General features: G+C 71.9%; 21 protein-coding genes. 5 read left to right on the plus strand and 16 right to left on the minus strand.

The annotated features are described in order from the left end of the window. Positions 1–30: 30 nt before the first annotated feature. The gene (locus tag ACWV17_RS11390) at positions 31–1443 is read left to right on the plus strand and encodes an aminopeptidase P family protein (RefSeq protein WP_455359548.1); all 1413 of its coding nucleotides are present in this window, start codon (positions 31–33) and stop codon (positions 1441–1443) included. On the opposite strand, the gene ACWV17_RS11395 is transcribed toward ACWV17_RS11390, so the two are convergent. The 11 genes from ACWV17_RS11395 to ACWV17_RS11445 form a co-directional block, all read right to left on the minus strand. Then, positions 1355–2737, minus strand: a complete 1383-nt coding sequence (locus ACWV17_RS11395) for a hypothetical protein (RefSeq protein WP_455359549.1) — start codon at positions 2735–2737, stop codon at positions 1355–1357. The genes ACWV17_RS11390 and ACWV17_RS11395 overlap by 89 nt on opposite strands. 390 nt (positions 2738–3127) lie before the next feature. Further along, positions 3128–4537, minus strand: coding sequence for an aldehyde dehydrogenase (NADP(+)) (locus ACWV17_RS11400; protein ID WP_455359550.1), 1410 nt, complete (start codon positions 4535–4537; stop codon positions 3128–3130). A gap of 173 nt (positions 4538–4710) precedes the next feature. Further along, entirely contained in the window at positions 4711–5712 is a 1002-nt protein-coding gene (locus tag ACWV17_RS11405) for a proline racemase family protein (RefSeq protein WP_455359551.1), read from the minus strand. Next, positions 5712–6644, minus strand: a complete 933-nt coding sequence (locus ACWV17_RS11410) for a dihydrodipicolinate synthase family protein (protein ID WP_455359552.1) — start codon at positions 6642–6644, stop codon at positions 5712–5714. Before ACWV17_RS11410 ends, ACWV17_RS11405 begins: the two co-directional genes overlap by 1 nt. 91 nt (positions 6645–6735) lie before the next feature. Next, entirely contained in the window at positions 6736–8229 is a 1494-nt protein-coding gene (locus ACWV17_RS11415; RefSeq protein ID WP_455359553.1) for an FAD-dependent oxidoreductase, read from the minus strand. Then, positions 8226–8549: a (2Fe-2S)-binding protein gene (locus ACWV17_RS11420; RefSeq protein WP_455359554.1), complete on the minus strand. Its 324-nt coding sequence runs from the start codon at positions 8547–8549 to the stop codon at positions 8226–8228. The genes ACWV17_RS11415 and ACWV17_RS11420 overlap by 4 nt, the downstream gene beginning before the upstream one ends. Next, positions 8546–9793 (minus strand): NAD(P)/FAD-dependent oxidoreductase, encoded by a 1248-nt coding sequence (locus tag ACWV17_RS11425; RefSeq protein ID WP_455359555.1) that lies wholly within the window; start codon positions 9791–9793, stop codon positions 8546–8548. Before ACWV17_RS11425 ends, ACWV17_RS11420 begins: the two co-directional genes overlap by 4 nt. A gap of 124 nt (positions 9794–9917) precedes the next feature. Beyond that, positions 9918–10901: a LuxR family transcriptional regulator gene (locus ACWV17_RS11430; RefSeq protein WP_455351768.1), complete on the minus strand. Its 984-nt coding sequence runs from the start codon at positions 10899–10901 to the stop codon at positions 9918–9920. Positions 10902–11030: 129 nt separating this feature from the next. After that, positions 11031–11945 (minus strand): alpha-galactosidase, encoded by a 915-nt coding sequence (locus tag ACWV17_RS11435; RefSeq protein ID WP_455359556.1) that lies wholly within the window; start codon positions 11943–11945, stop codon positions 11031–11033. Continuing rightward, on the minus strand, positions 11942–14506 hold the full coding sequence (locus tag ACWV17_RS11440) for an ABC transporter permease (RefSeq protein ID WP_455359557.1): 2565 nt from the start codon (positions 14504–14506) through the stop codon (positions 11942–11944). The genes ACWV17_RS11435 and ACWV17_RS11440 overlap by 4 nt, the downstream gene beginning before the upstream one ends. Further along, positions 14500–15309, minus strand: coding sequence for an ABC transporter ATP-binding protein (locus ACWV17_RS11445; RefSeq protein ID WP_455359558.1), 810 nt, complete (start codon positions 15307–15309; stop codon positions 14500–14502). The genes ACWV17_RS11440 and ACWV17_RS11445 overlap by 7 nt, the downstream gene beginning before the upstream one ends. 179 nt (positions 15310–15488) lie before the next feature. Here ACWV17_RS11445 and ACWV17_RS11450 point away from each other — a divergent pair, with 179 nt between their 5' ends. Next, positions 15489–15716 carry an antitoxin gene (locus tag ACWV17_RS11450; protein ID WP_455351763.1) on the plus strand — a complete coding sequence of 76 codons (228 nt, stop codon included), beginning with the start codon at positions 15489–15491 and terminating at the stop codon, positions 15714–15716. Next, positions 15713–16084: a fic family toxin-antitoxin system, toxin component gene (locus ACWV17_RS11455; protein WP_455351762.1), complete on the plus strand. Its 372-nt coding sequence runs from the start codon at positions 15713–15715 to the stop codon at positions 16082–16084. Before ACWV17_RS11450 ends, ACWV17_RS11455 begins: the two co-directional genes overlap by 4 nt. A gap of 22 nt (positions 16085–16106) precedes the next feature. Here ACWV17_RS11455 and ACWV17_RS11460 read toward each other — a convergent pair whose 3' ends face one another. The 5 genes from ACWV17_RS11460 to bioB form a co-directional block, all read right to left on the minus strand. Next, entirely contained in the window at positions 16107–16784 is a 678-nt protein-coding gene (locus tag ACWV17_RS11460) for a class I SAM-dependent methyltransferase (protein WP_455351761.1), read from the minus strand. 60 nt (positions 16785–16844) lie between these two features. Then, positions 16845–17189 (minus strand): VOC family protein, encoded by a 345-nt coding sequence (locus ACWV17_RS11465; RefSeq protein WP_455359559.1) that lies wholly within the window; start codon positions 17187–17189, stop codon positions 16845–16847. Between the two features lie 21 nt (positions 17190–17210). Next, positions 17211–17942 carry a dethiobiotin synthase gene (bioD, locus tag ACWV17_RS11470; RefSeq protein WP_455359560.1) on the minus strand — a complete coding sequence of 244 codons (732 nt, stop codon included), beginning with the start codon at positions 17940–17942 and terminating at the stop codon, positions 17211–17213. Positions 17943–18013: 71 nt separating this feature from the next. Then, positions 18014–19318 carry an adenosylmethionine--8-amino-7-oxononanoate transaminase gene (locus ACWV17_RS11475; protein ID WP_455359561.1) on the minus strand — a complete coding sequence of 435 codons (1305 nt, stop codon included), beginning with the start codon at positions 19316–19318 and terminating at the stop codon, positions 18014–18016. Then, positions 19311–20528: a biotin synthase BioB gene (gene bioB / locus ACWV17_RS11480; RefSeq protein WP_455359562.1), complete on the minus strand. Its 1218-nt coding sequence runs from the start codon at positions 20526–20528 to the stop codon at positions 19311–19313. The genes ACWV17_RS11475 and bioB overlap by 8 nt, the downstream gene beginning before the upstream one ends. Before the next feature lie 147 nt (positions 20529–20675). On the opposite strand from bioB, the gene ACWV17_RS11485 reads away from it, so the two are divergent. Together ACWV17_RS11485 and ACWV17_RS11490 are read left to right on the plus strand one after the other, a co-directional pair. Continuing rightward, positions 20676–21833 (plus strand): 8-amino-7-oxononanoate synthase, encoded by a 1158-nt coding sequence (locus tag ACWV17_RS11485; protein WP_455359563.1) that lies wholly within the window; start codon positions 20676–20678, stop codon positions 21831–21833. A 167-nt stretch (positions 21834–22000) separates the two neighbouring features. Next, positions 22001–22495: an ATP-binding protein gene (locus ACWV17_RS11490; RefSeq protein WP_455351755.1), complete on the plus strand. Its 495-nt coding sequence runs from the start codon at positions 22001–22003 to the stop codon at positions 22493–22495. Positions 22496–22542: the final 47 nt, after the last annotated feature.

A 22542-nucleotide genomic window follows, 5' to 3' on the forward strand; every position in this document is an offset into this window, starting at 1 on the left:
CTTGCCCGAGGGACTACAGAAGGACACGACGTGAGTAAGCGCCGGAAGAACGGCCTCTACGGAGAACCCTCCGCCGAACTGTCCGCTCTCATGAGGACCGGCTGGGCGGACACCGAGCAGCGCGATCTGCAACCGATCGAGCAGGCACCCCACGCCGCTCGTCGGCGTGCCGCCCTGTCCGCCCGTTTCCCGGGGGAGCGGCTCGTCGTTCCGTCGGGGAACCTCAAGGTCCGTTCGAACGACGCGCACTATCCCTTCCGCCCGTTCAGTGGTTACGTCCACCTGACCGGTGACCAGGCCAGGGGCTCCGCGCTCGTGCTGGAGCCGCGCGCCGGAGGCGGCCACGACGCGTACTGCTACCAACTGCCCCGCGACGACCGCGACAGCGACGAGTTCTGGACGGGAGACACCGCGGAGTTCTGGATGGGACGGCGGCACAGTCTCGCCGAGGCGGAGCAACTGCTCGGCCTGCCCTGCCGCGACGTACGCGCCGCCACCGGGGAACTGGCCGCCGCCCCTGCCGTGCCCACCCGCATCGTGCGCGGCCACGACATGGACCTCGAAGCCGCCGTGGAGAGCGACGAGGAGCGCGACGCCGAGCTGGAGGAGGCCCTGAGCGACCTGCGGCTGGTCAAGGACGAGTGGGAGATCGGCCAGCTGCGGCTCGCCGTAGACGCCACCGTGCGCGGTTTCACCGACTGCGTGAACGAACTGTCCCAGGCCGTCGCGACCTCCGAGCGATGGATCGAGACCACGTTCTTCCGCCGTGCCCGGCTGGAGGGAAACGACGTCGGCTACGGATCGATCTGCGCTGCCGGCGACCACGCCACGATCATGCACTGGACACGCAACGACGGGCCTGTGCGCCCCGGTGAACTCCTGCTACTCGACGCCGGTGTGGAGACGCACACCCTCTACACCGCCGACGTCACCCGCACTCTTCCCGTCAGCGGTACCTTCACGCCGGTCCAGCGCACGGTGTACGACGCGGTGTACGAGGCACAGGAGGCCGGGATCGCCGCGGTGAAGCCCGGCGCGCACTACCGCGACTTCCACGAGGCGGCCCAGCGGCACCTGGCGGAACGGCTCGTCGAGTGGGGCTTCATCGAGGGGCCCGCCGACCGCGCGTACGAACTCGACCTGCAGCGCCGCTTCTCCATCGCGGGCACCGGGCACATGCTGGGTCTGGACGTGCACGACTGCGCCGCGGCCCGCAACGACGGCTATGTGGACGCGGTGCTGGAGCCCGGCATGGTGCTCACGGTCGAGCCCGGCCTGTACTTCCAGGCCGATGACCTTTCGGTGCCGGAAGAGTACCGGGGCATTGGGGTCCGGATCGAGGACGACATCCTCGTCACACCGGACGGGAACGAGAACCTGTCGGCCGGGCTGCCGCGCTCGGCTGACGACGTCGAGTCCTGGATGCGGGATCTCGCCGGCTGAGCCGTTCCCGCTCGCATCGCGTGGAGGAGGGCGCGCGGCTTCCGCCGGGCGCCCTCCTCAGGCGTGGCGCCGGATCAGCGCACCGCGTCGAGTGCGTGGCCATCGAGGTGCCGCCCCAGGCGTCGTAACCGCCGTTGGGGATGCTCGACATGACGGCGGCGGGCACGACGCCCTGCTTCGTCGCGTACTCGACCGCCTTCTGCACGGCGCGCACCGACGCGTACTGCTCGGGCCAGCGGAAGACCGGGTCACCCAGGACGGTGCCGGCGAAGAAGGTGGGCCAGCCCTCGGTCCAGGCGCAGCCCGCGCTGTTCTTGCGCGTGATGTAGTGCGGCGCGCAGTTCGGGGAGGAGGGGAAGGCATCCTCGTAGATGTCGTCCATCAGCGCGTGGCCGAACTCGTGCAGCGTGGCGATCGCGGTGTCGGGCGTGGCGGCCGCGAGGAACGCCTCGTTCTTGTCGAGTTCGTACCAGCAGCAACTGGTTGAGTCGGGCTCCCAGTTGATGACGCCCTGGCGGCAGTCGGTGTCACGGGCGTCCCAGCACGTGCCGGGCACGAAGTTCCAGGCGCTGTTCAGGGAGTCGTAGGCCTGGATGCCGCGCATCAGCTCGGGCGCCGCCGGCTGGAGGGAGCCGAAGTCAGCGATGGTGCCGGTCTTGACGTTCGTCTTCGTGGCCGTGGCGAAGTGGTACGCCTGCCTGGACTTCTTGGACTGGATCTTCCACTGCTCGTTCTCGGTGCTGAATTGCACATAGACGTCCTGGGTCCGGTCACCCGCGTCGCGGTTGTCGAAGCACAGCGTGAAACGGCCGGCCTCGTCGGTCACACCGGAGGCCAGCAGCTCGTCAGGGCCGTCGGTGTCGGCGTCGAACACCTTCACGCCGGCGTTCGCCGACACGCGGGTGTAGCCGGTGTGCTTGATGTCGTTCCAGGAGCCGGTGGCACAGGCCTGCTTCTTGCCGGCGGTGCTGTCGGCGGCCTGGGTCCCCACGGGCTTGTGCGCCCACTGGAGGTTCGAGCGGGTGGCGGGTTCGTCCGTCGCCGCCACGGCGCCGACCGCCGGCACGGCGATGCCGCTCGTCGACTCCTCGGCGTCCACGGTCAGGAACTGGCTTCCGGACGCGATGTCGATGCCGGCGGCGGTGGCCGTCGCGCGGATCTCCGCCGGGCCCGCGGCAACGGCCTTGATCTGGCCCGTCAGGGTCAGCGGCTTGTCCGCCGACAGTGTGTGGCTGCCTTCGGCCGTGTGGACCTTGCCCTGTTCGACGGGGACGTCGGACTCCGTTGTGGTCACGGTCAGTCCGGTAGGTTCCTCAACCCACTCCAGGCCTGCGGGGAGTTGGACGTCAAGTGTGATGTCGTCCTGGGCCGCGGTGGTGCGGACCTCGATGGCGATCGCCGGCCAGGGCCGTGCTCAGCGCGATACGACGAAGACGCATGGGCGCCTTCCTTTCCGAACGGGTGGACAGGGATTGAGCAGTGGTTCTATCCCTGTCGACGGCCGCACGGTGCCGATATCCGCCAGTGGCGCATTGAGGAACGCGCGTCCCCTCGACCCGTCAGGTTCGCGTGCTCAACGCATCGGGGGGCGGTCGCAGCGCAGCCGTGAAGAGCGCCTTCGCGCAGGCGAACCGTCCACGGCGTCCCCACCAGGTCCGAAGACCCGGTGGGGGCGCCGCAGGTGTCACGAGCCGCCGTTGATCCGCTGCGGAACGTTCCACGGGTTGTCGTCGCGCAGTGGTGGCGGCAGCAGGTCCGCAGGGCAGGACTGGTAGGCCACCGGCCGAAGGAAGCGCTCGATCGCCGCGGAGCCGACCGACGTGATCGTGGGAGTGGTGGTGGCGGGGAACGGTCCGCCGTGCTGCATCGCGTGCGTGACGGACACGCCGGTGGGCCATTCGTTCCACAGGAACCGGCCGCTGCGGCCGGTGAGCGCGACCGCGAGATCCGCGAGTTCGCCCACCTCACCCGGTTCGGCGTAGAGAGCTGTCGTGAGTTGTCCCGGCAGTGCCGACACCATCTCCCGTACGTCTTCGAGCCGCTCGTACAGGACGACCAGGCCGAGCGGGCCGAAGCACTCCTGGGCGGCTTCCGGCAGGCCGACTGCGAAAGCGGATCCGTCGAGCGCGAGCAGACGCGGTGCCAGGGCTGTGTCGTCGTCCGGCCAGACCAGTTTGCGGACGTCGGCGAGCTCGGCCAGTCTCCCGGCCTCCTGGAGGAATCCCTGGGTGATCTGCCCGTTCAGCATCGGCGCGGCGGGAACTTCGCGTACGTGCCGGGCGAGCTCGTAGACGATGCTGTGGCCGGCCGGTACGAAGAGCAGGCCCGGGTTGGTGCAGAACTGACCGGCGCCGAGGGTCAGGGAAGCGGCGTACCCTCGCGCGATATCCGGACCGCGGGCATCCGCTGCCGCCGGGGTGACCACCACGGGGTTCACGCTGCCCAGTTCGCCGTAGAACGGAATGGGCTCAGGGCGTTCGGCCGCGATACGCGCCAGAGCCAGGCCGCCCCGCTCGGATCCGGTGAACGCGGCGGCGCGCAGGGCGGGGTGGCGCAGCGCCTCGACGCCTTCCGCCTCGCCCTCCACCAGTGCGAAGGCCCCGTCGGGGGCCCCGGCTTCGGTCAGTGCCCTGCTGACGATCCGGGCCGTACGGTGCGAGAGGCGCGGGTGCCCGGGATGCGCCTTCACCACCACGGGGCATCCGGCGGCCAACGCCGAGGCCGTGTCGCCGCCCGCGATGCTGAAGGCGAAGGGGAAGTTGCTTGCGGCGAACACCAGCACCGGCCCCAGCGCGGTCCGGTAGCGGCGCAGGTCGGGGCGCGGGCCGGTCGGCCAGGCGCCGTCCGGGAAGTCGATGCGGACGTCGAGGAACTCGCCGGAGCGCAACTGGTCCGCGAAGAACGCCAGCTGGAAGGTGGTGCGGGTCAGTTCGCCGTTCAGCCGGGCCTCACCGAGGCGGGTCTCGGCGGCGGCGATCGCGACGAGTTCCACACGTGCGGCTTCGAGGGCGTCCACGACAGCCGACAGTGCCCGCGCCCGGACGGCCGGCTCGGTGCGGGACCAGTCATGGGCGGCCGTGGCGGCGGCTGACATGGCACGTTCCGGTGTCAGCGCGACGCTCGGCGCGTACCGTTCGGGGGCTCGGTCCTTGCGATGCTTGGCTTGCTTCTGTTCAACGGGTCCGGACACGACGAATGTCTCCTGACGACAGCGGGGGTGAGCAGGGGAGGCCGGCCCCGCGGGAGGCCGGCCTCCGGCACGGGGCGCTACAGAACGAAACCGTGCGGGAACGGATCGGTGGGGTCGAGCAGGTAGTTCGCCGTCCCGGTGATCCACGCCCGGCCGGAGATCTCCGGAACGACCGCGGGCAGTCCGCCCACTTCCGTGGCGGCCACGAGCCGCCCGGTGAACGTGGTACCGATGAACGACTCGTTGACGAAGCCGGTGTCCAGGGGCAGCTCGCCGCGCGCGTGCAGCTGAGCCATCCGGGCCGAGGTTCCCGTGCCGCACGGTGAGCGGTCGAACCAGCCCGGGTGAATGGCCATCGCGTTGCGTGAGTGCTTGCCGTCGGAGCCCGGCGCCAGGAACTGCACATGCTTGCAGCCGCCGATGAGCGGATCGACGGGGTGCACCGGCCGCCGCTGCTCGTTCACCGCCTTCATGATCGACAGGCCTGCCGCGAGGATCTCGTCCTTGTGCGCCCGGTCGAAGGGCAGGCCGAGCCGGTCCAGGTCGACCATGGCGTAGAAGTTGCCGCCGTACGCCATGTCGTAGGTCACGGCCCCGAGGCCGGGGACCTCCACGGTCGCGTCCAGTTCGGTGACGAACGAGTCGACGTTGCGCAGGGTGACCCGTTCGGCGACGCCGTCGATGACGGTGACCCGGGCCTCGATCAGTCCGGCGGGGGTGTCGAGGCGGACCACGGTCTCCGGCTCGGTCACCATGACCATCCCGGTCTCCACGAGGACGGTCGCCACGCCGATGGTGCCGTGCCCGCACATCGGCAGGAAGCCGCTGACCTCGACGTACAGGACTCCCCAGTCGGCGTCCGGCCTGGTCGGCGGCTGGAGGATCGCGCCGCTCATCGCGGCGTGGCCGCGCGGTTCGTCGACGAGGAACCGGCGCAGCGGGTCCAGGTGCTCGACCGCGTAGCGGCGGCGTTCGGCCATCGTGTCACCGGGGATGGGACCGACACCGCCGGTCACCACCCGGGTGGGCATGCCCTCGGTGTGGGAGTCGACGGCGCTGATCGTGCGCACGGACCGCATCAGGCGGACCGCCTCTCGAGCGAGGCGATCGCACGCGCCATGTCGGCCTCGACCTGCTCGCGCTGGGCCGGCGAAAGCGGGCCGCGCGGCGGGCGGCACGGGCCGCCGTACCGGCCCACCTGCTCCATGCCGAGCTTGATCGCCTGGACGAACTCCGTACGGCTGTCCCAGCGGAAGGCGGCGACCAGCGGCTCGTACAGCGCGCGGGCCTCCTCCAGCTTGCCGGCGGTGGCGAGCTCGAACAGCCGCGCCGACTCCGTGGGGAAGACGTTCGGGAACCCGGCGAACCAGCCGGTCGCCCCCATCAGCAGGCTCTCCAGCACCACGTCGTCGGCGCCGGAGATCACCTCGACGCCGGGTGCGTGCTCCCGGATCTCCAGCACGCGGCGTACATCGCCGGAGAACTCCTTGACCGCCACCACATTGTCGATCTGCGCGATTTCGGCCAGCAGTTCGGGCGTCAGGTCGACCTTGGTGTCGATGGGGTTGTTGTAGACCATCACGGGCAGCCCGACCGAGGCCACGGCCTCGAAGTGCGCGACGACCTCGGAGCGGTTGGCCCGGTACATCGTCGGAGGCAGGCACAGCACACCGTCCGCGCCGTCTTCCGCCGCGACCTCCGCCCAGTGGCGTGCCTGGTGCGAACCGGCGCCGTGGACCCCGACGACAACAGTGCCGGAACCGCCGACTGCCTCGATCGCGGTACGCGCCACCGTGCGGCGCTCCTCGTCGGTCAGGGACGAGTACTCGCCCAGGGACCCGTTCGGGCCGACGCCGTCGCAGCCGCTGTCCACCAGCCACTTGCAGTGCTCTGCGTAGCGGTCGAGGTCGACGGCCAGGCCTGCCGGGGCGGACGCGCTCTCGTAGTAAGGGAGTGCGGTGGCGACGACGACGCCGGTGAGGCGGCTCTTGTGGGGAGTTGTGCTGCTCATGATCGGTCTCCTGGGTGACGGGACGCGCGGACGACGGACGACGTGGGAAACGAGGGGAGTTCGGGCGCGCCTGACGGCGGTACGGCTGAACTCAGGTGGTCGGATCGGGGGAGTCGGCGGGCTCGCAGGGCGCGGCCAGCTCACCCAGCCGGATGGGCTGGGCGATCGGCCGGCGGTGCGGGCTCATGGGAGGCAGCCCGTCGACGGAGCCCTCGCCGGGCGATCCGTCGACGGGGCCCGGTGTGGGGGCGCCGCGCAGCCGGGCCGTGAGCTCGGCGACCGTCGGGCCGCACATCCGGCCCTGGCACGGGCCGAGCCCGGCGCGCGTCGCCAGCTTGGCGGCCCGGCTGCCGGAGCCCGCCGCTTCGGCAGCCGCCCGGCACAGGGAGGCGTAGTCCGTCTCCTCGCAACGGCAGATCACCGTTTCCGGGCGCAGCCAGCCGGGCCACGCGGCGCCGATGGGGTGGGCCGCGGCCAGTCGTTCGGCGAATGCGCGGCCTCGGTGCCGTCGCCGGCGCAGAGGGGCCAGACCGGATGCTGTCGGCTCGCCCCCCGCCGCGAACCACCCGGCGAGCGCGCCCTCCGCACGCGCGGCCGGGGCACCGGCGACACCGGTGATCTCGCCGGCGGCGTACACGGCCGGACGGCTGGTGCGCTGGTCGTCGTCGACCTCGACGAACTCGCCTCCGTAGGCGCGGTGCAGGTCGCACCCGGCGGCCGTTGCGAGCTCCAGCTGAGGGCTGAAACCGTGGGCGACGCACAGGGCGTCCACCGAGGTGGTCCGTTCGCTGCCGGGCACCACCGACCAGTCCGGGCGCAGGCGCGCGCTGACGACCTCTTCCACCCGGCCGTCGCCACGGGCCTCGACCACGGCACGACCGACGCGGAACGGCACCCGGTGGCGGGCCAGAGCCCCGGCGTACGCGGCGAGTTCGCCCGTCTTCCCGGCGAGCTCCCAGGGGCGCCGTGACCAGCCACGCGCCATGGTGGCGGGGCCGTTGGCCTCCAGGATCTCCAGCACCCGCGAGCCTGCCTCCAGCAGGGACGCGGCCACGGGGAGCAGGAACGGACCGCTGCCGGCCACGACCACGCGGTCGCCGACGACGACCCGTTCCCCCTTGGCCAGCGCCTGGGCGGCGCCGGCGGTGTACACGCCGGGCAGGTCCCAGCCCGGGAACGGCAGCACACGGTCATGGGCACCGGTGGCGAGGACGAGGGTGTCGGGAACGATCTCCCGGCGCTGCCGTGCGGTTCCGTCGGCCGGGCCGTGCAGGACGTGCACCCGCGGAGCCCCAGGCTCGCCCGGTGCCGGCTGCTCCAGCGCCCACACCACAGTCTGAGACCACCAGGTGCAGCGCGGGTGGCCCAGCACCTGCCGGCGCCGCCGTTCGAAGGCGGGCCAGTCGTGCTGCAGCCGCTCGGGGTGTTCGGCACCGCAGGCGTCGGAGAGGGTGCGGTGGTACTGGCCGCCCGGCTGCTCCTCCGCATCGATGAGCGTCACCTCGGCGCCTGCTCCCAGTGCGGTGTGCGCCGCGGCGAGACCCGCCGGTCCGGCACCGACGACGGCGACATGACGGCGCTTCATGATTCCTCCGCTGCCTGTGCGGTGGCATGGGACTGGGTGGTCACGACGTCGCCGTCGCGGACCCGCCTGCGGCAGGCGCGGACGTCGCGCTCGGTGTTGACCGTGACGAGGCAGTCGAAGCAGACACCGATCCCGCAGAACACGCCGCGGGGCGCGCCGGAAGGGCCTTGCCGCCAGGACTGCCGGCCGGAGGCGAGCAGTACGCCGGCGACGGTCTGACCGTGTGCGCCGTCCAGGGGTTCGCCGTCCACCGTGATCCGCAGCGGGCGGTCACGCCGCTCGACCGCGTCGGATCCGGCCGGCACTCGTCGGGGGCTCATGCTGTGTCCTCCTGCTCGGTCCGCTCGTTCTTTTCCGCCTTCTCGTCACCGCTGTTCCTGTCGTCCGCCGCGCCCAGCACGGCCGGGCGGTCGACCCGGAAGGAGTCGGCGTCGATCTCGGTCGGCTCGCCGAGCATCAGGTCGCGTACGAGGACTGCGGTCCCGAGGGCCAGTCCGATGCCGGCACCCTCGTGGCCGGTGGCATGCCACAGGCCGGCCAGCCGTGGGTCGGGTCCGATGACCGGCACGTGGTCGTCCACATAGGGACGGAACCCGCCGTAGGACCGCATGACGGCGACGTCGGCCAGGGAGGGGAAGAGCCGCAGCGCCTTGGCGGCGATCGCGGAAAGGACGTGGGGCCGGAGCCGGTCGTCGAAGCCGACCCGGCGGCGCGACGAGCCGAGCAGGATGCTTCCGGCGCGCGTGGACTCGACGACAGCCGAGGTCTGGAGGTCCTCCGCGCTGCTGCCCACAGCGCCGACGTAGTCGGCGTCGTACACCTTGTGGAAGACCGTCGGCGGCAGGGGAGTGGTGACGAGGATGTCCCCGCGGCGTGGTCTGACGGAGATCGGGGCACCGAGCCGGGCGGCGAGCTCACCGGACCATGGACCGGAGGCGTTGACGAAGATGTCGGCCTTCACGACACCGGTTCTCGTGTGCACGGCGGTGAGCCGGCCGGCTGTGACGACGCCGGAGAGCACATCGCACCCGGTCCGCAGGCACGCTCCGGCCACGAGCGCGTCGGTCAGCAGGGCGACGGCGGCGCCGGCGGGCTGGACCTGCGCGTCGTCGGGATAGTGCAGTGCCGCGGTGTGGTCGCGGGTGAGGTGCGGTTCGGCGTCGGCGAGAGCCGCGGCGTCGAGGGCCTCGGCCCGTACCCCGGCCGCGCGCTGGTCGCGGGCGAACCCGGTGAGAGCGACGGCACCTGCTTCCGTGGTGGCCACCACGATGCCGCCCTTGGGTTCCCACTCGACCGCGGCAACCGCACGGGCGCCGCGGTCGGAGCGTTCGGCTACGGCGGCCAGGGTTTCCGGCCAGAGCCTGCGGGAGAGCTGTGCGAGCAGGAGTTCCGGCCCGGGGCCCTTGTCGGACACCAGGATGTTCCCCTCCCCGTGCGAGGTCGTCGCACCGGCCGGGGCGCCGCGGTCGAGGACCGTGACGTGGAATCCAGAGAGGGCCAGTTCACGGGCGCACGCGGCACCGACGATTCCCGCGCCGATCACGACCGCGTGTGTTCCGTTCATCGCCCCTCTTCCGTTCGGTTTATCGAACGACTTGAGGCTAGGGCTCTCCGCCAGCCAGTGTCAATGACGAGGAGAGGAGGGGTGGGGGGGTGTGACCAGATCGTTCGCTTCACCGAACGATAGGTCACAGCCATCCGCGGCGCTGTGCCTGCAGCGCCATCTGGAACCGGGTCGTTGCGCCCAGCCTCGTCATCAGCACCTCCACGCGGCGGAAGAGTGTGCGGCGGCTGATGCCGAGTTGCTGGGCGATGTAGTCGTCCGAGACGCCGCCCGAGAGCAGCGTCAGAAGTCTGCGGTCGGCGGGGAGCAGACGCTGGGGCCGCGGATCGCGGCCCTGGAAGGGCAGTGCGTTCTGCCATGACTGCTCGAACAGCGCCACGAGGGCCGAGTACAGCCCGCTCGGCTGGACGATCAGCATGGTGTTGTGCACCTCGCTCTCCCTGATCGACAACGACACCAGCGCGTACGCGTCGTCGATGATGATCAGCTTGACCGGGAGTGACGGCAGCACACGTGCCTGCTCACCGGCGGCGATGCACGGTTCGATGATCTCGACGAGATGGCCGGGGTGCTCCAGCGAAGCGCGTGAGTACAGGACGCGTTGAGTGATGCCGCGCTCGAGGGTGGTCAGCGCGTCGTCGAGCCCGCCGGTGAGAGGGAAGTAGGGCGGGGTGTCGAACTGGCGGATCTGCTCCTGGGCGCTGACCCAGGCCTGCCGGACCCGTGGGCCGATATCCTCTCCCGTCACGACTTCGACCAGGTCGTTGCTGTAGGAGGCGAGTCGTTGCCGCCGGAAGGAGTCGAAGGCGCGGGCGACGGTGATGCGGGACTCGTCGATCTCGGCCACCCGGTGACTACCGAGGGCCTGCAGTCCGGAGGCCGGCGGGACGGGGGCCACGACGTCCTGGTCGTCGGCCGCGAAGCTGACGAGGCCGGCGGCTACCAACTCGGCGTAGGAGGAAGCCAGTTCCTTCTCGTCGAGTCCCGCCGCGGCGGCGGCAGCGCTCAGCGGGACGGGCGCCAGCTCGAGCAGAGCCAGATATATGAGCGTCGCGTCATGACCGACTCCGAGGCGGCGCAGAGCAGCGCTGACCTTCGCATTCACCATGTCCAGCAAGATAGCGACTCCTCCTTCCCGCATGTGGATGACGACCGAGTGCTCGGGGTGCATGACCGGCACCTGCAGTCCGACGCGCGTCAGGGCGGATCCGGGCGCTTCGAAGCCGTCCTCGTCCCATCACGTGGGAGGGGAGAAGCCGGCCGGCAGCGCACCGACGACGAGTGGCCGCACCCGGTACCGGAGCCGCGAATCGGGACCGCAAGGCGGGCATGGGGCGGAGCGCCCGTCGCACACCAGGTGAGGGAAGCGATCTCGTAAAGGCCCTCTGACCGGCCCTTGGCGACGACCCCGTGGGTCCAGATGCCGTCGGCCGGGTCCGGCCCCCGCCACACCGTCCCACTCGACCCCGAGATGTGCGAAGCGCGCCGTCGCCCCACGGAAGGACAGGTCGTGTCGGCGACTCGTCGTGTGCGAATGGGGCGAGGCGATGTGGGAGCCCAGCAACTCGGTGGGCAGCAGCTGGCCGGTCCAGCGCATGAGCCGCTGGCGTTCCAACGGGTCGCTGACGTCCGACGCCCACACCCGGTCGGTCACCTCGAGGATGCCGAGGTCGATCCGCCCGCCGCCGGCGGCGCAGCTCTCGATCTCCAGGTCCGGGTGGGCTGCCTTGATCTCCTGGAGCATGCGGTAGACGGCGACGGTCTGCGCGTGTTCTCCGGGTGCGCCTCCCCGTGTGCGGACGCCTGCTCCCAGGTGTTGAGGGTACTCGGCACCGCCGGCGAGGCGCATCTCCCCCGGGAGGAAGAGCTCGCCGCCGCCCAGCAGCCGGATGCCGGTGCTGTCGTGTTCGGCGACATGACGGTGGTTGCCGCTCCACGCCCCGTGAACGGCCCAGGTCTCGCCGCGAGCGAAGTCGCTGCCCCGCTCGGTGGCATGCAGCACGTACGCGGAGTCCAGGCCGGTGCGCCCGCGCCGGTTCTCCCGCAGGTGGGTTCGCACGCCGAACTCGTGGCGCTGTGCCCCCGCGCACGGCAGTCCGACGCTCCGACGCTGGTGCTGGACGCTCCAAGGGTCCGGGCACAGGCGGCTCACTCATGTGCGATGGCCGCCAGCACGTTCATCCTCGCCGCCCGCAGCGCCGGCAGCACCGCCGCGGCGAGGCCGACCACGACCGAGCCCGCCACCACCGCGACGATCGTCGGCCACGGCACGGCCAGAGCCTTCATGCCTTCCAGCGCCAGCACCTGCTGGACGGCGAGGCCCCACACCAGCCCGAGGCCGAGCCCCAGCAGCGCACCGAACACGGCGATCACCACCGACTCCAGATGGATCATCCGCTGCATCTGGCCCCGGGAGAGCCCGATGGCCCGCAGCAGCCCGATCTCCCGGGTCCGCTCCACGACGGACAGGGCGAGCGTGTTCACCACGCCCAGCACCGCGATGATGATCGCCAGCGCCAGCAGTCCGTAGACCAGCCTCAGCATCACGGCGATCTGATCGCGGATCAGTTCCTTGTAATCGGCCCGGTCGCGGACCTGTACCTGGGGATACGGATCGAGGGCGGCCTCCAGCTTCTCGCGCAGCCGCTGTTCGTCCGCGCCGGGTGCGGCGTTCACGTACAGCGCCGCGTCCTGGCCCCCCGGCAGATACTTCTCCACCGTTTCCAGGCCCAGGAACAGTCCGCCCTCCATGCCGGGGCCGCTCGGCGCGTCCTGGTCGGTCAGGGCGGCGACCGTCAGACGGGCGGCGCGCTCGCCCGGAAAGGTCACCGGCACAGTGGCCCCGAGCCCGAGGCCGTGCTCCGCGGCGAACTCCCGGTCCATGGCGACGCCGCCCGCGGCGAGCGCGGCGGGCGTGTCCCCTTCCGCGTAGGTGACCCGGGCGACCTCGTCGAGCTCCCGGTCGTAGCCCGCGGCGGTCGTCTCGACGCGCCTGCCGTCCGGCAGTCGCAGTTCGACGGGGGCGAACCGCTGCCGCACCACCAGGCCGGCCCCGTCGACGTCCTGGACCTTCCGCGTGATCTCCTGCGGGAAGGGCAGGAAGTTGCTGTTCTGTACGACGAAATCGGCGCCCAGGGTCTTGTCGATCTGGTCGTCGAAGGACTGCGCCATCGAGGCACTGGCCACGGAGAGGCCGCCCACCAGCGCGAGTCCCACCATGAGCGCGGCCGCCGTCGCCCCGGTGCGGCGCGGATTGCGCAGCGCGTTGCGCTGGCTCAGCCGCCCCACCGAGCCGAACACGCGGGGGAACGCCCCGCCCAGCACCCTGATCACCGGCCGCACCAGCAGCGGTCCGGCGACGACCGTCGCGATCAGGGTGAGGACCACGCCGAGCCCCAGGAGCGAGGCCGCCGACGAGGTGTCGTCGCTCGCCGCGCACCCGGCGAGCGCCGCCGCACCGGCCGCGCCGACCAGCGCGCCCACCACCGCCCGCACCTTCAGCGGCTTGCCTACGCCCGCGACTTCGACGTCCGCGAGCGCGGCCATCGGCGAGACCCGGCCCGCGCGGCGAGCCGGCAGATACGCGGCAAGGAAGGTGACGCCGAGCCCGACCACGTACGCCGACACCGGAGTGCCCCAGCCGACGACCATCTCGGCGGCGCTCAGGTTCATCCCGAGCAGCCCCATCAGAGCGATCAGGCCGGCCGCCAGCCCGATCCCCGTGGCCAGCCCCAGCGTCGAGCCGACCAGGCCGAGCAGCAGCGCCTCGGTCAGCACGGACCTGCGCACCTGGCGGCGGTCGGCGCCGAGCGCGCGCATCAGACCCAGCTCGCGGGTGCGCTGCGCGATGAGCATCGAGAAGGTGTTGACGATCAGGAACACGCCCACCAGGACCGCCACCCCGGCGAATCCGAGCATCACCCACTTGATGACGTCGAGGAAGCCGCCGAGCTGGGCCGCGGCCGACTCGGCCTGCTCGTCGGCCGTCCGCAGCTCGTACGCGTCACCGACCGCGGCCGCGACGCGCTCCTTGAGTACGGCATCGCTGACGCCGGGAGCCGCGTCCACGGAGATCGCGGTCGCCACGCCCGCCCTGCCCAGCAGCTTGGTCTGCGCGGTCGGGGTGTCGAGGAAGACCAGGGCGGCGCCGGGATTGGTGGTCGTGAAGGTGGCGATGCCGACGATCTCCACCCTGAAGGAGCCCGGCCGGGCCAGGACGGTGAGCGTGTCGCCGATCCGGACCTTCTCGTTGTCGGCGGTGTCCCGGTCGAGCAGCGCCTCGCCCGCGCCGCGCGGCTCCCGCCCGCTGGTCAGCTTCACCGGGCTGCGCTCGGTGACGTACCAGTTGGTGGCGATGGTCGGCGCGCCCGTCGTCGGCCCGACGGGATCGTTGTTCCGGTCGACGACCGTGATGTTCTCCACCGCGGCGTCGACGTGGGTGGCGGCCACCCCCTCGACCGCGCCGATGCGCTCGGCGAGGCTCGCGGGCACGGTCTCGACCGCGCCCGAGGGCAGGTTTCCGCTGACGCCCTCCTTCGGGCCCACGGTCACATCCGCCGAGGTGGAGGCGAACAGCCGGTCGAACGTCCGGGTGACCGTGTCGGAGAAGATCAGGCTGCCTGCGACGAAGGCGACCGACAGGATCACGGCCAGCGCGGACAGCAGCAGCCGCCCCTTGTGGGCGAAGAAGCTCCGCAGCGTCGCCTTCAGCACCCGGCCTCAGCCTCTCCCCGCGGGTCGGAACGCAGTCCGTCGAACCGCTTCATCCGTTCGAGCACCGCCTCCGCGGTGGGCTGCGGCATCCTGTCGACGATCCGGCCGTCCGCCAGGAACAGCACCAGATCGGAGTGCCCGGCGGCGCCGGGATCGTGCGTCACCATCACCACCGTCTGGTCGAGCCGGTCGACGGCCTCCCGCAGGAAGGCCAGTACCTCGGCGCCGGCACGGGAGTCGAGGTTTCCGGTGGGCTCGTCCGCGAAGATCAGCTCGGGCCGGGACGCGAGCGCGCGGGCGCAGGCCACCCGCTGCTGCTGACCGCCCGACAGCTGGGCCGGCCGGTGCCCGAGCCGGTCGCGCAGCCCGAGGGTGTCGATGACCCGCTCCAGCCACGGCGCGTCGGGTCTGCGCCCCGCGATGTCCATGGGGAGCGTGATGTTCTCCGCGGCCGTGAGCGTGGGCAGCAGGTTGAACGACTGGAACATGAAGCCGATCCGGTCCCGCCGCAGCCGGGTCAGCTCGCGCTCCTTCAGCCCGGTGATCTCGGTGTCGCCCAGCCACACCTGCCCGGCGGAGACCGTGTCGAGGCCCGCCAGGCAGTGCATCAGGGTGGACTTGCCGGACCCGGAGGGCCCCATCACGGCGGTGAACCGGCCGCGCGAGATGTCCACATCGACGGCGTCCAGGGCGAGTACGGTCGTCTCGCCGGTCCCGTACGCCTTGGTCAGCGCCCGGGCCCGCGCGGCCACCGGCACCCGGCCCGCGTGGTCCTCGGCGTGCGCCGCAGCAGGTGTGGACATGGCCGCCTCCCCGTTTGTGGCCGCCCCAACTCCCGTTATGCCCACCGAGGGTAGAGGGGCGGACGGGACTTCGGTATCCCTCCCAGGTGGGGTTCCGGGCGAAACATGTAAGGGGCATCGGAGTGGTGGCCAGCCCGGGACTCTTGTCGGTGATAGCGCTCTCGCGCTAGCTTAGGAGTGTGGCGAAGACTCAGCTGAACGTACGGGTGGACGAAACCACCGCCGAAGCGGCGCGCAGCCGCGCCCAGCAACGCGGCATGAGCGTCAACCGTTACATCGAGGAACTCGTCCGCCAGGACGCGGGCGAGGCCGGCCGCACCTTTGTCGAGGCGGCCGCGGACTTCATGAAGAGTTACGAGTCGGTGTTCGCCGAGGAGTTCGGCGCGGAGCGCGAAGGGCGCCGTTGAGCCTCAAGATCGATCTCGCCTGGCTGCTCATGATCGCCGAGCACAGGACACCCGGCGATCCGCAGGTCACCGACTGGGGCGCCCTGGTCGCCGCCGTCAGCCGGCATGACGCGGAGATATTCGGCGTCCCTGTCTACGGCGATCCGCAGGCGCGTGCCGCCTCGCTGCTGCAACTGCTGCTGCACGTCCCGGCCCTGGAGCGGTCCAACGCCATGTTCGCCTTCGCCGTCGCGTACGCCTATCTCGTCGCCGGCGGTCTGAAGGTGACCACCTCGCCCGCCCAGGTCCGCGATCTGGCCCGCCTGGTCAAGGACGGCCGGGCGGACGTGCGGGCGATCGCCGACGAACTGCGGCGGTGGACCCGGTGACCGACCACCCCGCAGGCCCGGATCAGTCCACGACCGGGGGCCGCCGGGCCGTGCCCAGCACGCAGGACGACGTCGGAAGCGTGATCCCCGTTTCGGGGACCTTCAGCCTGCGGTAGCCGTCGAGCTCGAAGCCCGCCGCCTCGATCGCGGCCAGCGGGTCCCGCGCCGTGTGGCAGCCGCCGAAGAGCAGCGGCCACACCGTACGGTCCAGTGCCTGCTGGGTCGTGGCCATCGCCCGCCCCCGGGCCACCCCGTGCTCGAAGAACCGCAGCTCGCCGCCGGGACGCAGGACGCGCCGGATCTCGCTGAGCGCCCGCGGCAGGTCCCGTACGGTGCACAGCACCAGCGACACCACGGCCGCGTCGAACGCCTCGCTCTTGACCGGCAGCGCCTCCGCGGCGCCCGGCACCACATCCACCGGAACCTCCGCCCGCATCGCCGCGCTCACGGCCAGCCGGCGCAGGGTGCGCTCCGGCTCGACCGCGACGACCTCGGAGACGGTGACCGGGTAGTGGGCGAAGTTCAGGCCGTTACCCGCGCCGATCTCGATCACCCGGCCGGAAAGTCCCGTGAGCAGCTCCTCGCGGTGGGCGGCCACCCCCGCTCTGAGATCCGCGGCCACACTGAACCGGGCGTAGAAGCGGGCGAACAGCGGATGATGCACGACGTCCCGGGGCACCTTGGTGCTGCGCAGCGGCATGACGGGTCCTCCTCCGGTGAACGGACGGATACCGTCAATTGTCCCCCCGGACCAGGCGCGTCATCCTTGTACGAAACAGAACTCGTTGCCCTCCGGGTCGCGCAGCACCTGGAAGTGACCGTGATCGTCCGTCACCATGCCGCCGACCCTGACCGCGCCCAGCCGGACCGCCTCGTCGGCCGCCGCGTCGACGTCGCCCGCGTCCAGGTCGAGATGGAGCCGGTTCTTGGCGGCCTTGCCCTCGGGGACCCGCTGAAAGGCGACCCGGGTGAACCCCGGCGGGTCGATGTACGACCACTCCTCGCTGCGGTCCACCGGCTCGCCGCCGAGCAGGGCGGCCCAGAAGCGCACCAGGGCCGCCGGATCGGCGCAGTCGAAGACGATCTCGTCCACTCGTGCTCGCATGAGGGCCAGCCTAGATCCGGGTCACGCGGACCAGGCGCCGGGTCCGGCCTGCGCGGTGAACGCGTCCGCGTCCCAGACACCGCCGAGCCCCGGGCTCACCCAACTCGCGGCCCGCGCCCGGAACTCCGCGGGAGCCAGCGCACCCGCGCCCTCGGGTACGGCCCCGATCAGCGGCGCGCCGGCCATCGACGGCAGGTCGGCGAGATTGCACCGCGCGGCGAGATCCGGCACGGCCGGCCAGCTGCCGATCACGATCCCCAGCGGTTCCAACTCCCGTGCCCGCAGGGCCTCCGAGGTCAGGGCCACGGAGTTGAGCGTGCCGAGCCCGGCCGGGGCCACCACCAGGACCGGCGCGCGCAGCAGCCGGGCCACGTCGGCGAGCGTGGACCCCGCCTCGTCGAACCGTACGAGCAGCCCGCCCGCGCCCTCGACCAGTACCAGGTCGTGTTCGGCGGCGAGCTTCTCCGCCGCCTCGGCCACCTCCTGCGGGTGCACCGGCGCGAGCCCGGCCCGCCGCGCGGCCGTATCGGGTGCCAACGGCTCCGGGAAGCGGGCGAGTTCGACGGCGGTGAGCTCACCCGCCAGCCGGGCCGCCTCCGCCGCGTCGCCCCGCTCGCCGGGCGCCAGTCCCGTCTGCGCGGGTTTCAGTACCGCGACGGACCGGCCGGCCGCCAGCGCCGTCGCCGCCACCGCGGCGGTGACGACGGTCTTGCCGATCTCCGTCCCGGTTCCGCTGACCACGACCACGGCCATCGCCGTCCACCGTCCTTCCTGCGTCTTGCCTCTCGGGCGTCTTGTTTCTCGGGCCCGCCGCGCAGCGGGCCCTAACCCGCTGCGGCGGCCGCGCACACGGCGCGGCCGATGCGGGCCACGTCCTCGTCACCGGTGACGTACGGCGGCATCGTGTAGATCAGGTCCCGGAACGGCCGCAGCCACACGCCCTCGCGCACGGCGGCCCGCGTCGCCGCGGCCATGTCCACGCCGTGATCCAGCTGGACGACACCGATCGCGCCGAGTACGCGTACGTCCCGCACGCCCGGAAGGGATGCCGCCGGCGCGAGGCCGTTCCGCAGGCCCGTCTCGATCCGCTTGACCTCCTGGCGCCAGTCCTGACCCAGCAACAGGTCGATCGAGGCCAGCGCCACCGCCGAGGCCAGTGGATTGCCCATGAACGTCGGCCCGTGGGCCAGCACCGGCACCTCGCCCCGCGAGATCCCGTCGGCCACCCGTGAGGAACACAGCGTCGCCGCCAGCGTGAGGTAGCCGCCGGTCAGCGACTTGCCCACGCACATCACATCCGGCGAGATCCCGGCATGGTCCGCCGCGAACAGCGCGCCCGTACGCCCGAACCCGGTCGCGATCTCGTCCAGCACCAGCAGCACGTCGTGCGCGTCGCACAGCTCGCGCAACACCCGCAGATAGCCGGGGGAGTGGAAGCGCATCCCGCCCGCGCCCTGCACAACCGGTTCCACGATCACCGCGGCCAGCTCGTCCGCGTGCCGGGCGACGAGGTCCGTCAGGTGCTGTACGTACGCCGGGTCCGGCGCGGCGTCGAAGCCGGCCGGCGGCGCGTCCGCGAACACCTGACGGGGCAGCGCTCCGGACCACAGCTCGTGCATGCCGCCCTCGGGATCGCACACCGACATCGGCTGCCAGGTGTCACCGTGATAGCCGCCGCGCCAGGTGAGCAGCCGCTGCTTGCCCGGCCGGCCCACCGAGCGCCAGTGCTGCAGGCACATCTTCACCGCGACCTCGACCGAGACCGATCCGGAGTCGGCCAGGAAGACGTGCTCCAGCCCGGCCGGGGTGATCTCCACCAGCTTGGCGGCGAGCCGGACGGCGGGCTCGTGCGTGAGGCCGCCGAACATCACATGGCTCATCCGGTCCAGCTGGCCGCGGGCCGCGTCGTTGAGCACCGGGTGGTTGTAGCCGTGGATCGCCGACCACCACGACGACATGCCGTCGACCAGTTCGTCCTGGCCGTGCGCGGGCTGCTCCAGCCGCAGCCGTACGCCCGACGCCGAACCGACGAGGAGCGGCTCCTGCCGGCCGGGCATCGGGCCGTACGGATGCCAGACATGCTGCCGGTCCAGGTCCAGCAGCTCGCCGGGGGACAGCGGATCAGGCATTGGGCGCGAGGTCCGTCCCGGCGCCGCGGCGACGGACCGCGACGAGGTCCGTACGAGCGCCCGGCACCTCGCCCGGCGCCTGAGCCGTGGGCACCTGAGCGGCCGGCACCTCCGCCGCCGGAACCTCGGACTCCGCCGAGGAGCCGCACGGCCCGCAGCCGCCGCCTCCGTGCGATCCGCAGCCTTCGGCGGCGGCGAGCGCGTCGGCCCGGTGCTCGGGCAGTGTGGTCGTGCCGGTGCCCTCGACCTCGAAACCGGCGTCCGCGATCATCTCCAGGTCGGCCTGACCCGCCTGGCCCTCACTGGTGAGGTAGTCGCCGAGGAAGATCGAGTTGGCCAGGTGCAGGGCGAGCGGCTGGAGCGTGCGCAGATGCACCTCGCGACCGCCCGCGAGCCGTACCTCCACGTCCGGGCAGACGAACCGGACCATGGCGAGGATGCGCAGCGCCCGCTGCGGAGTGAGGTTCCACTCCTTGGCCAGCGGGGTGCCCTCGAACGGGATCAGGAAGTTGACCGGGACCGAGTCCGGGTCGAGGTCGCGCAGCGCGAAGACGACGTCGACCAGGTCCTCGTCGCTCTCGCCCATCCCGGCGATCAGCCCCGAGCAGGCCGACAGCCCGGCCGCCTGGGCCTGCTGGACGGTCTCCACCCGGTCCGCGTACGTGTGGGTGGTCGTGATCTCCCCGTACGTCCCCTCGGACGTGTTCAGGTTGTGGTTGTACGCGTCGGCGCCGGCGGCCCGCAGCCGCTCCGCCTGGCCGTCCGAGAGCAGCCCGAGGCAGGCGCACACCTCGACGCCCTCGTTCTGCTCCTTGATCGCCTCGATGGCCTGCGACACCCGGTCCACGTCACGGTCCGTCGGCCCGCGGCCGCTGGCGACCAGGCAGACGCGCTTGGCGCCGCCGGCCACACCCGCGGCGGCGGCCTTGGAGGCCTCGTCGGGCTTCAGCCAGGTGTACTTGAGGATCTCGGCCTTCGAGCCGAGCCGCTGGGAGCAGTACGAACAGTCCTCGGGGCACAGGCCCGACTTCAGGTTGACCAGATAGTTGAGCTTCACCCGCCGCCCGAACCACTGGCGGCGCACCTTGCCGGCCGCGGCCACCACGTCGAGCAGTTCGTCGTCCGAAGTCGCCAGTACGGCGAGCGCCTCTTCGCGGGTCGGCAGTTCGCGCCGCAGCCCCTTGTCCACCAGCGTGGTCAGCAGATCCATGCCCCCGATCCTGGCCTACGGCACCGCCCCCGGCCAAGGAGAGATCGCACAACGGAGCCCCTTCGAGGTGTGTGTATTGCCACACCCTGACAGCAGACCGGGCCCGTTAGGGTCTGTCGACAGCCCACAAACCGCGAGGACTCATCCATGGCCCAGGACGTGTTCGACTGGATCGACGAAGCGGCGCACGAGCGCGAACGGGCCGGTCTCGTACGCACGCTGCGTCCCCGCCCCGCCGAATCCGCGCTTCTCGACCTGGCGAGCAACGACTACCTGGGGCTCGCGCACCGCCCGGAGATCACCGCGGCGGCGGCCGACGCGGCCCGCGGCTGGGGGGCCGGAGCGACCGGATCGCGGCTGGTGACCGGCTCCACCGAACTGCACGCCACGCTGGAGCGGGAGCTTGCGGAGTTCTGCGGCTTCGAGGCCGCGCTCGTCCTGTCCTCCGGCTACGCGGCGAACCTCGCCGCGGTCACCGCGCTGACCGGGCGCGGCTCGCTCATCGTCTCGGACGCCGGGAACCACGCGTCCATCGTCGACGGCTGCCGGCTCTCACGCGCGCAGACGGCCGTAGTCCCGCACTCCGATCCCGACGCCGTGCGCAAGACACTCGAGGCGCACCCCGGACGGGCCCTCACCGTCACCGACTCGGTCTTCTCCGTCGACGGTGACGCCGCGCCGCTGACCGAGCACGCCGCCGCCTGCCGTGACAATGGCGCCGCACTGCTGGTCGACGACGCGCACGGCCTCGGCGTCCTCGGCGAGGGCGGCCGGGGCGCCCTGCACGCCGTGGGCCTGGCCGGCGCGGACGGCGTGGTGGCGACGCTGACCCTGTCCAAGTCGCTGGGCAGCCAGGGCGGGGCGGTGCTCGGTCCCGCCAAGGTCATCGACCATCTGGTGAACACCGCGCGCACCTTCATCTTCGACACCGGACTCGCGCCCGCGGCGGCCGGCGCCGCGCTGGGAAGCCTGCGGCTGCTGCGCAACGAACCCCAACTGGCCGCCCATGCCCGCACGGTGGCCACCACCCTGTACGACCGGCTGACCGCCGCCGGGCTGACCGCGGCGAGGCCCGACGCCGCCGTGGTGTCCGTACGGGCTCCGTCGGCGGGGGCGGCGCTGCAGTGGGCCGCCGACTGTCGCGCGGCGGGCCTGTTCGTGGGCTGCTTCCGGCCGCCGTCCGTACCCGACGGCATTTCCCGGCTGCGGCTGACCGCGCGCGCGGATCTGACGGATCAGGAGATCGCGCAGGCGGTCGGCACCATTCTGGCCACCGCGCCGCCGCCCAAATACGCTCTTCCGTAGCAGAGTTCACCGCTTCGAGCGACAGTTGACCGCACATCCTGGTGGATCGCCACCCGCGGCGACGGCATGAGTGGCACGCTGGCGCGAAGCACGTATCCGGGACCGTCTTCGAGTTCATCCGTCACGAAGCCTCAGTCCGGCCCCGGTGGGAAAGGGACAGCGTCGCCATGGCAGACCACCAGGAAACATCCGTCACTCTGCCGAGCGATCCCGTCTCGGTCTCCGCCGCCCGGAGATACGTCGCCGACGTTCTCTCCGCGTGGGGCCTTCCCGCCGGACACGGGACCGCCGAAACGGTACGGCTGATCGTCTCCGAGCTGGCGACCAACGCCGTGCAGCACACCTTCGGCCAGTCGCCCACCTTCACCGTGGATCTCCGGCTGGAGCGCGACGAAGAGCTGCACATCGGCGTCACCGACAGCCACCCCCGCTGGCCGAAGCGGCTTCCGGCGGCCGTTCAGCAGGACAACGGGCGCGGCATGGTCATCATCCGCTGGCTGGCAGCCGAGTGCGGTGGCCGGCTGTCCGTCGCCCCCACCGAGGACGGCGGCAAGACCGTCTGGATCGCGCTGCCGTGGACCGCCGCGGCCCGGCAGCCGGAGTCGGTGCCGGCCCCCGTGGTCCCCGAAGCAGTGCCCGAACCCGTGACCGAAGCGCCCTGAGCCGCCCGGATCCCACAGGGGTGTCCGGCCCTGCGCCACCGGCCGGG

It is taken from the genome of Streptomyces mabaensis, assembly GCF_053763515.1.

What these genes read in the sequence shown, in the direction of transcription:
- ACWV17_RS11400 (WP_455359550.1), bottom strand. Translation starts at nt 4,537, where the DNA reads ATGTCAGCCGCCGCCACGGCCGCCCATGACTGGTCCCGCACCGAGCCG.
- ACWV17_RS11405 (WP_455359551.1), bottom strand. Translation starts at nt 5,712, where the DNA reads ATGCGGTCCGTGCGCACGATCAGCGCCGTCGACTCCCACACCGAGGGC.
- ACWV17_RS11410 (WP_455359552.1), bottom strand. Translation starts at nt 6,644, where the DNA reads ATGAGCAGCACAACTCCCCACAAGAGCCGCCTCACCGGCGTCGTCGTC.
- ACWV17_RS11415 (WP_455359553.1), bottom strand. Translation starts at nt 8,229, where the DNA reads ATGAAGCGCCGTCATGTCGCCGTCGTCGGTGCCGGACCGGCGGGTCTC.
- ACWV17_RS11420 (WP_455359554.1), bottom strand. Translation starts at nt 8,549, where the DNA reads ATGAGCCCCCGACGAGTGCCGGCCGGATCCGACGCGGTCGAGCGGCGT.
- ACWV17_RS11425 (WP_455359555.1), bottom strand. Translation starts at nt 9,793, where the DNA reads ATGAACGGAACACACGCGGTCGTGATCGGCGCGGGAATCGTCGGTGCC.
- ACWV17_RS11430 (WP_455351768.1), bottom strand. Translation starts at nt 10,901, where the DNA reads ATGGTGAATGCGAAGGTCAGCGCTGCTCTGCGCCGCCTCGGAGTCGGT.
- ACWV17_RS11445 (WP_455359558.1), bottom strand. Translation starts at nt 15,309, where the DNA reads ATGTCCACACCTGCTGCGGCGCACGCCGAGGACCACGCGGGCCGGGTG.
- ACWV17_RS11460 (WP_455351761.1), bottom strand. Translation starts at nt 16,784, where the DNA reads ATGCCGCTGCGCAGCACCAAGGTGCCCCGGGACGTCGTGCATCATCCG.
- ACWV17_RS11465 (WP_455359559.1), bottom strand. Translation starts at nt 17,189, where the DNA reads ATGCGAGCACGAGTGGACGAGATCGTCTTCGACTGCGCCGATCCGGCG.
- bioD (WP_455359560.1), bottom strand. Translation starts at nt 17,942, where the DNA reads ATGGCCGTGGTCGTGGTCAGCGGAACCGGGACGGAGATCGGCAAGACC.
- ACWV17_RS11475 (WP_455359561.1), bottom strand. Translation starts at nt 19,318, where the DNA reads ATGCCTGATCCGCTGTCCCCCGGCGAGCTGCTGGACCTGGACCGGCAG.
- bioB (WP_455359562.1), bottom strand. Translation starts at nt 20,528, where the DNA reads ATGGATCTGCTGACCACGCTGGTGGACAAGGGGCTGCGGCGCGAACTG.
- ACWV17_RS11485 (WP_455359563.1), top strand. Translation starts at nt 20,676, where the DNA reads ATGGCCCAGGACGTGTTCGACTGGATCGACGAAGCGGCGCACGAGCGC.
- ACWV17_RS11490 (WP_455351755.1), top strand. Translation starts at nt 22,001, where the DNA reads ATGGCAGACCACCAGGAAACATCCGTCACTCTGCCGAGCGATCCCGTC.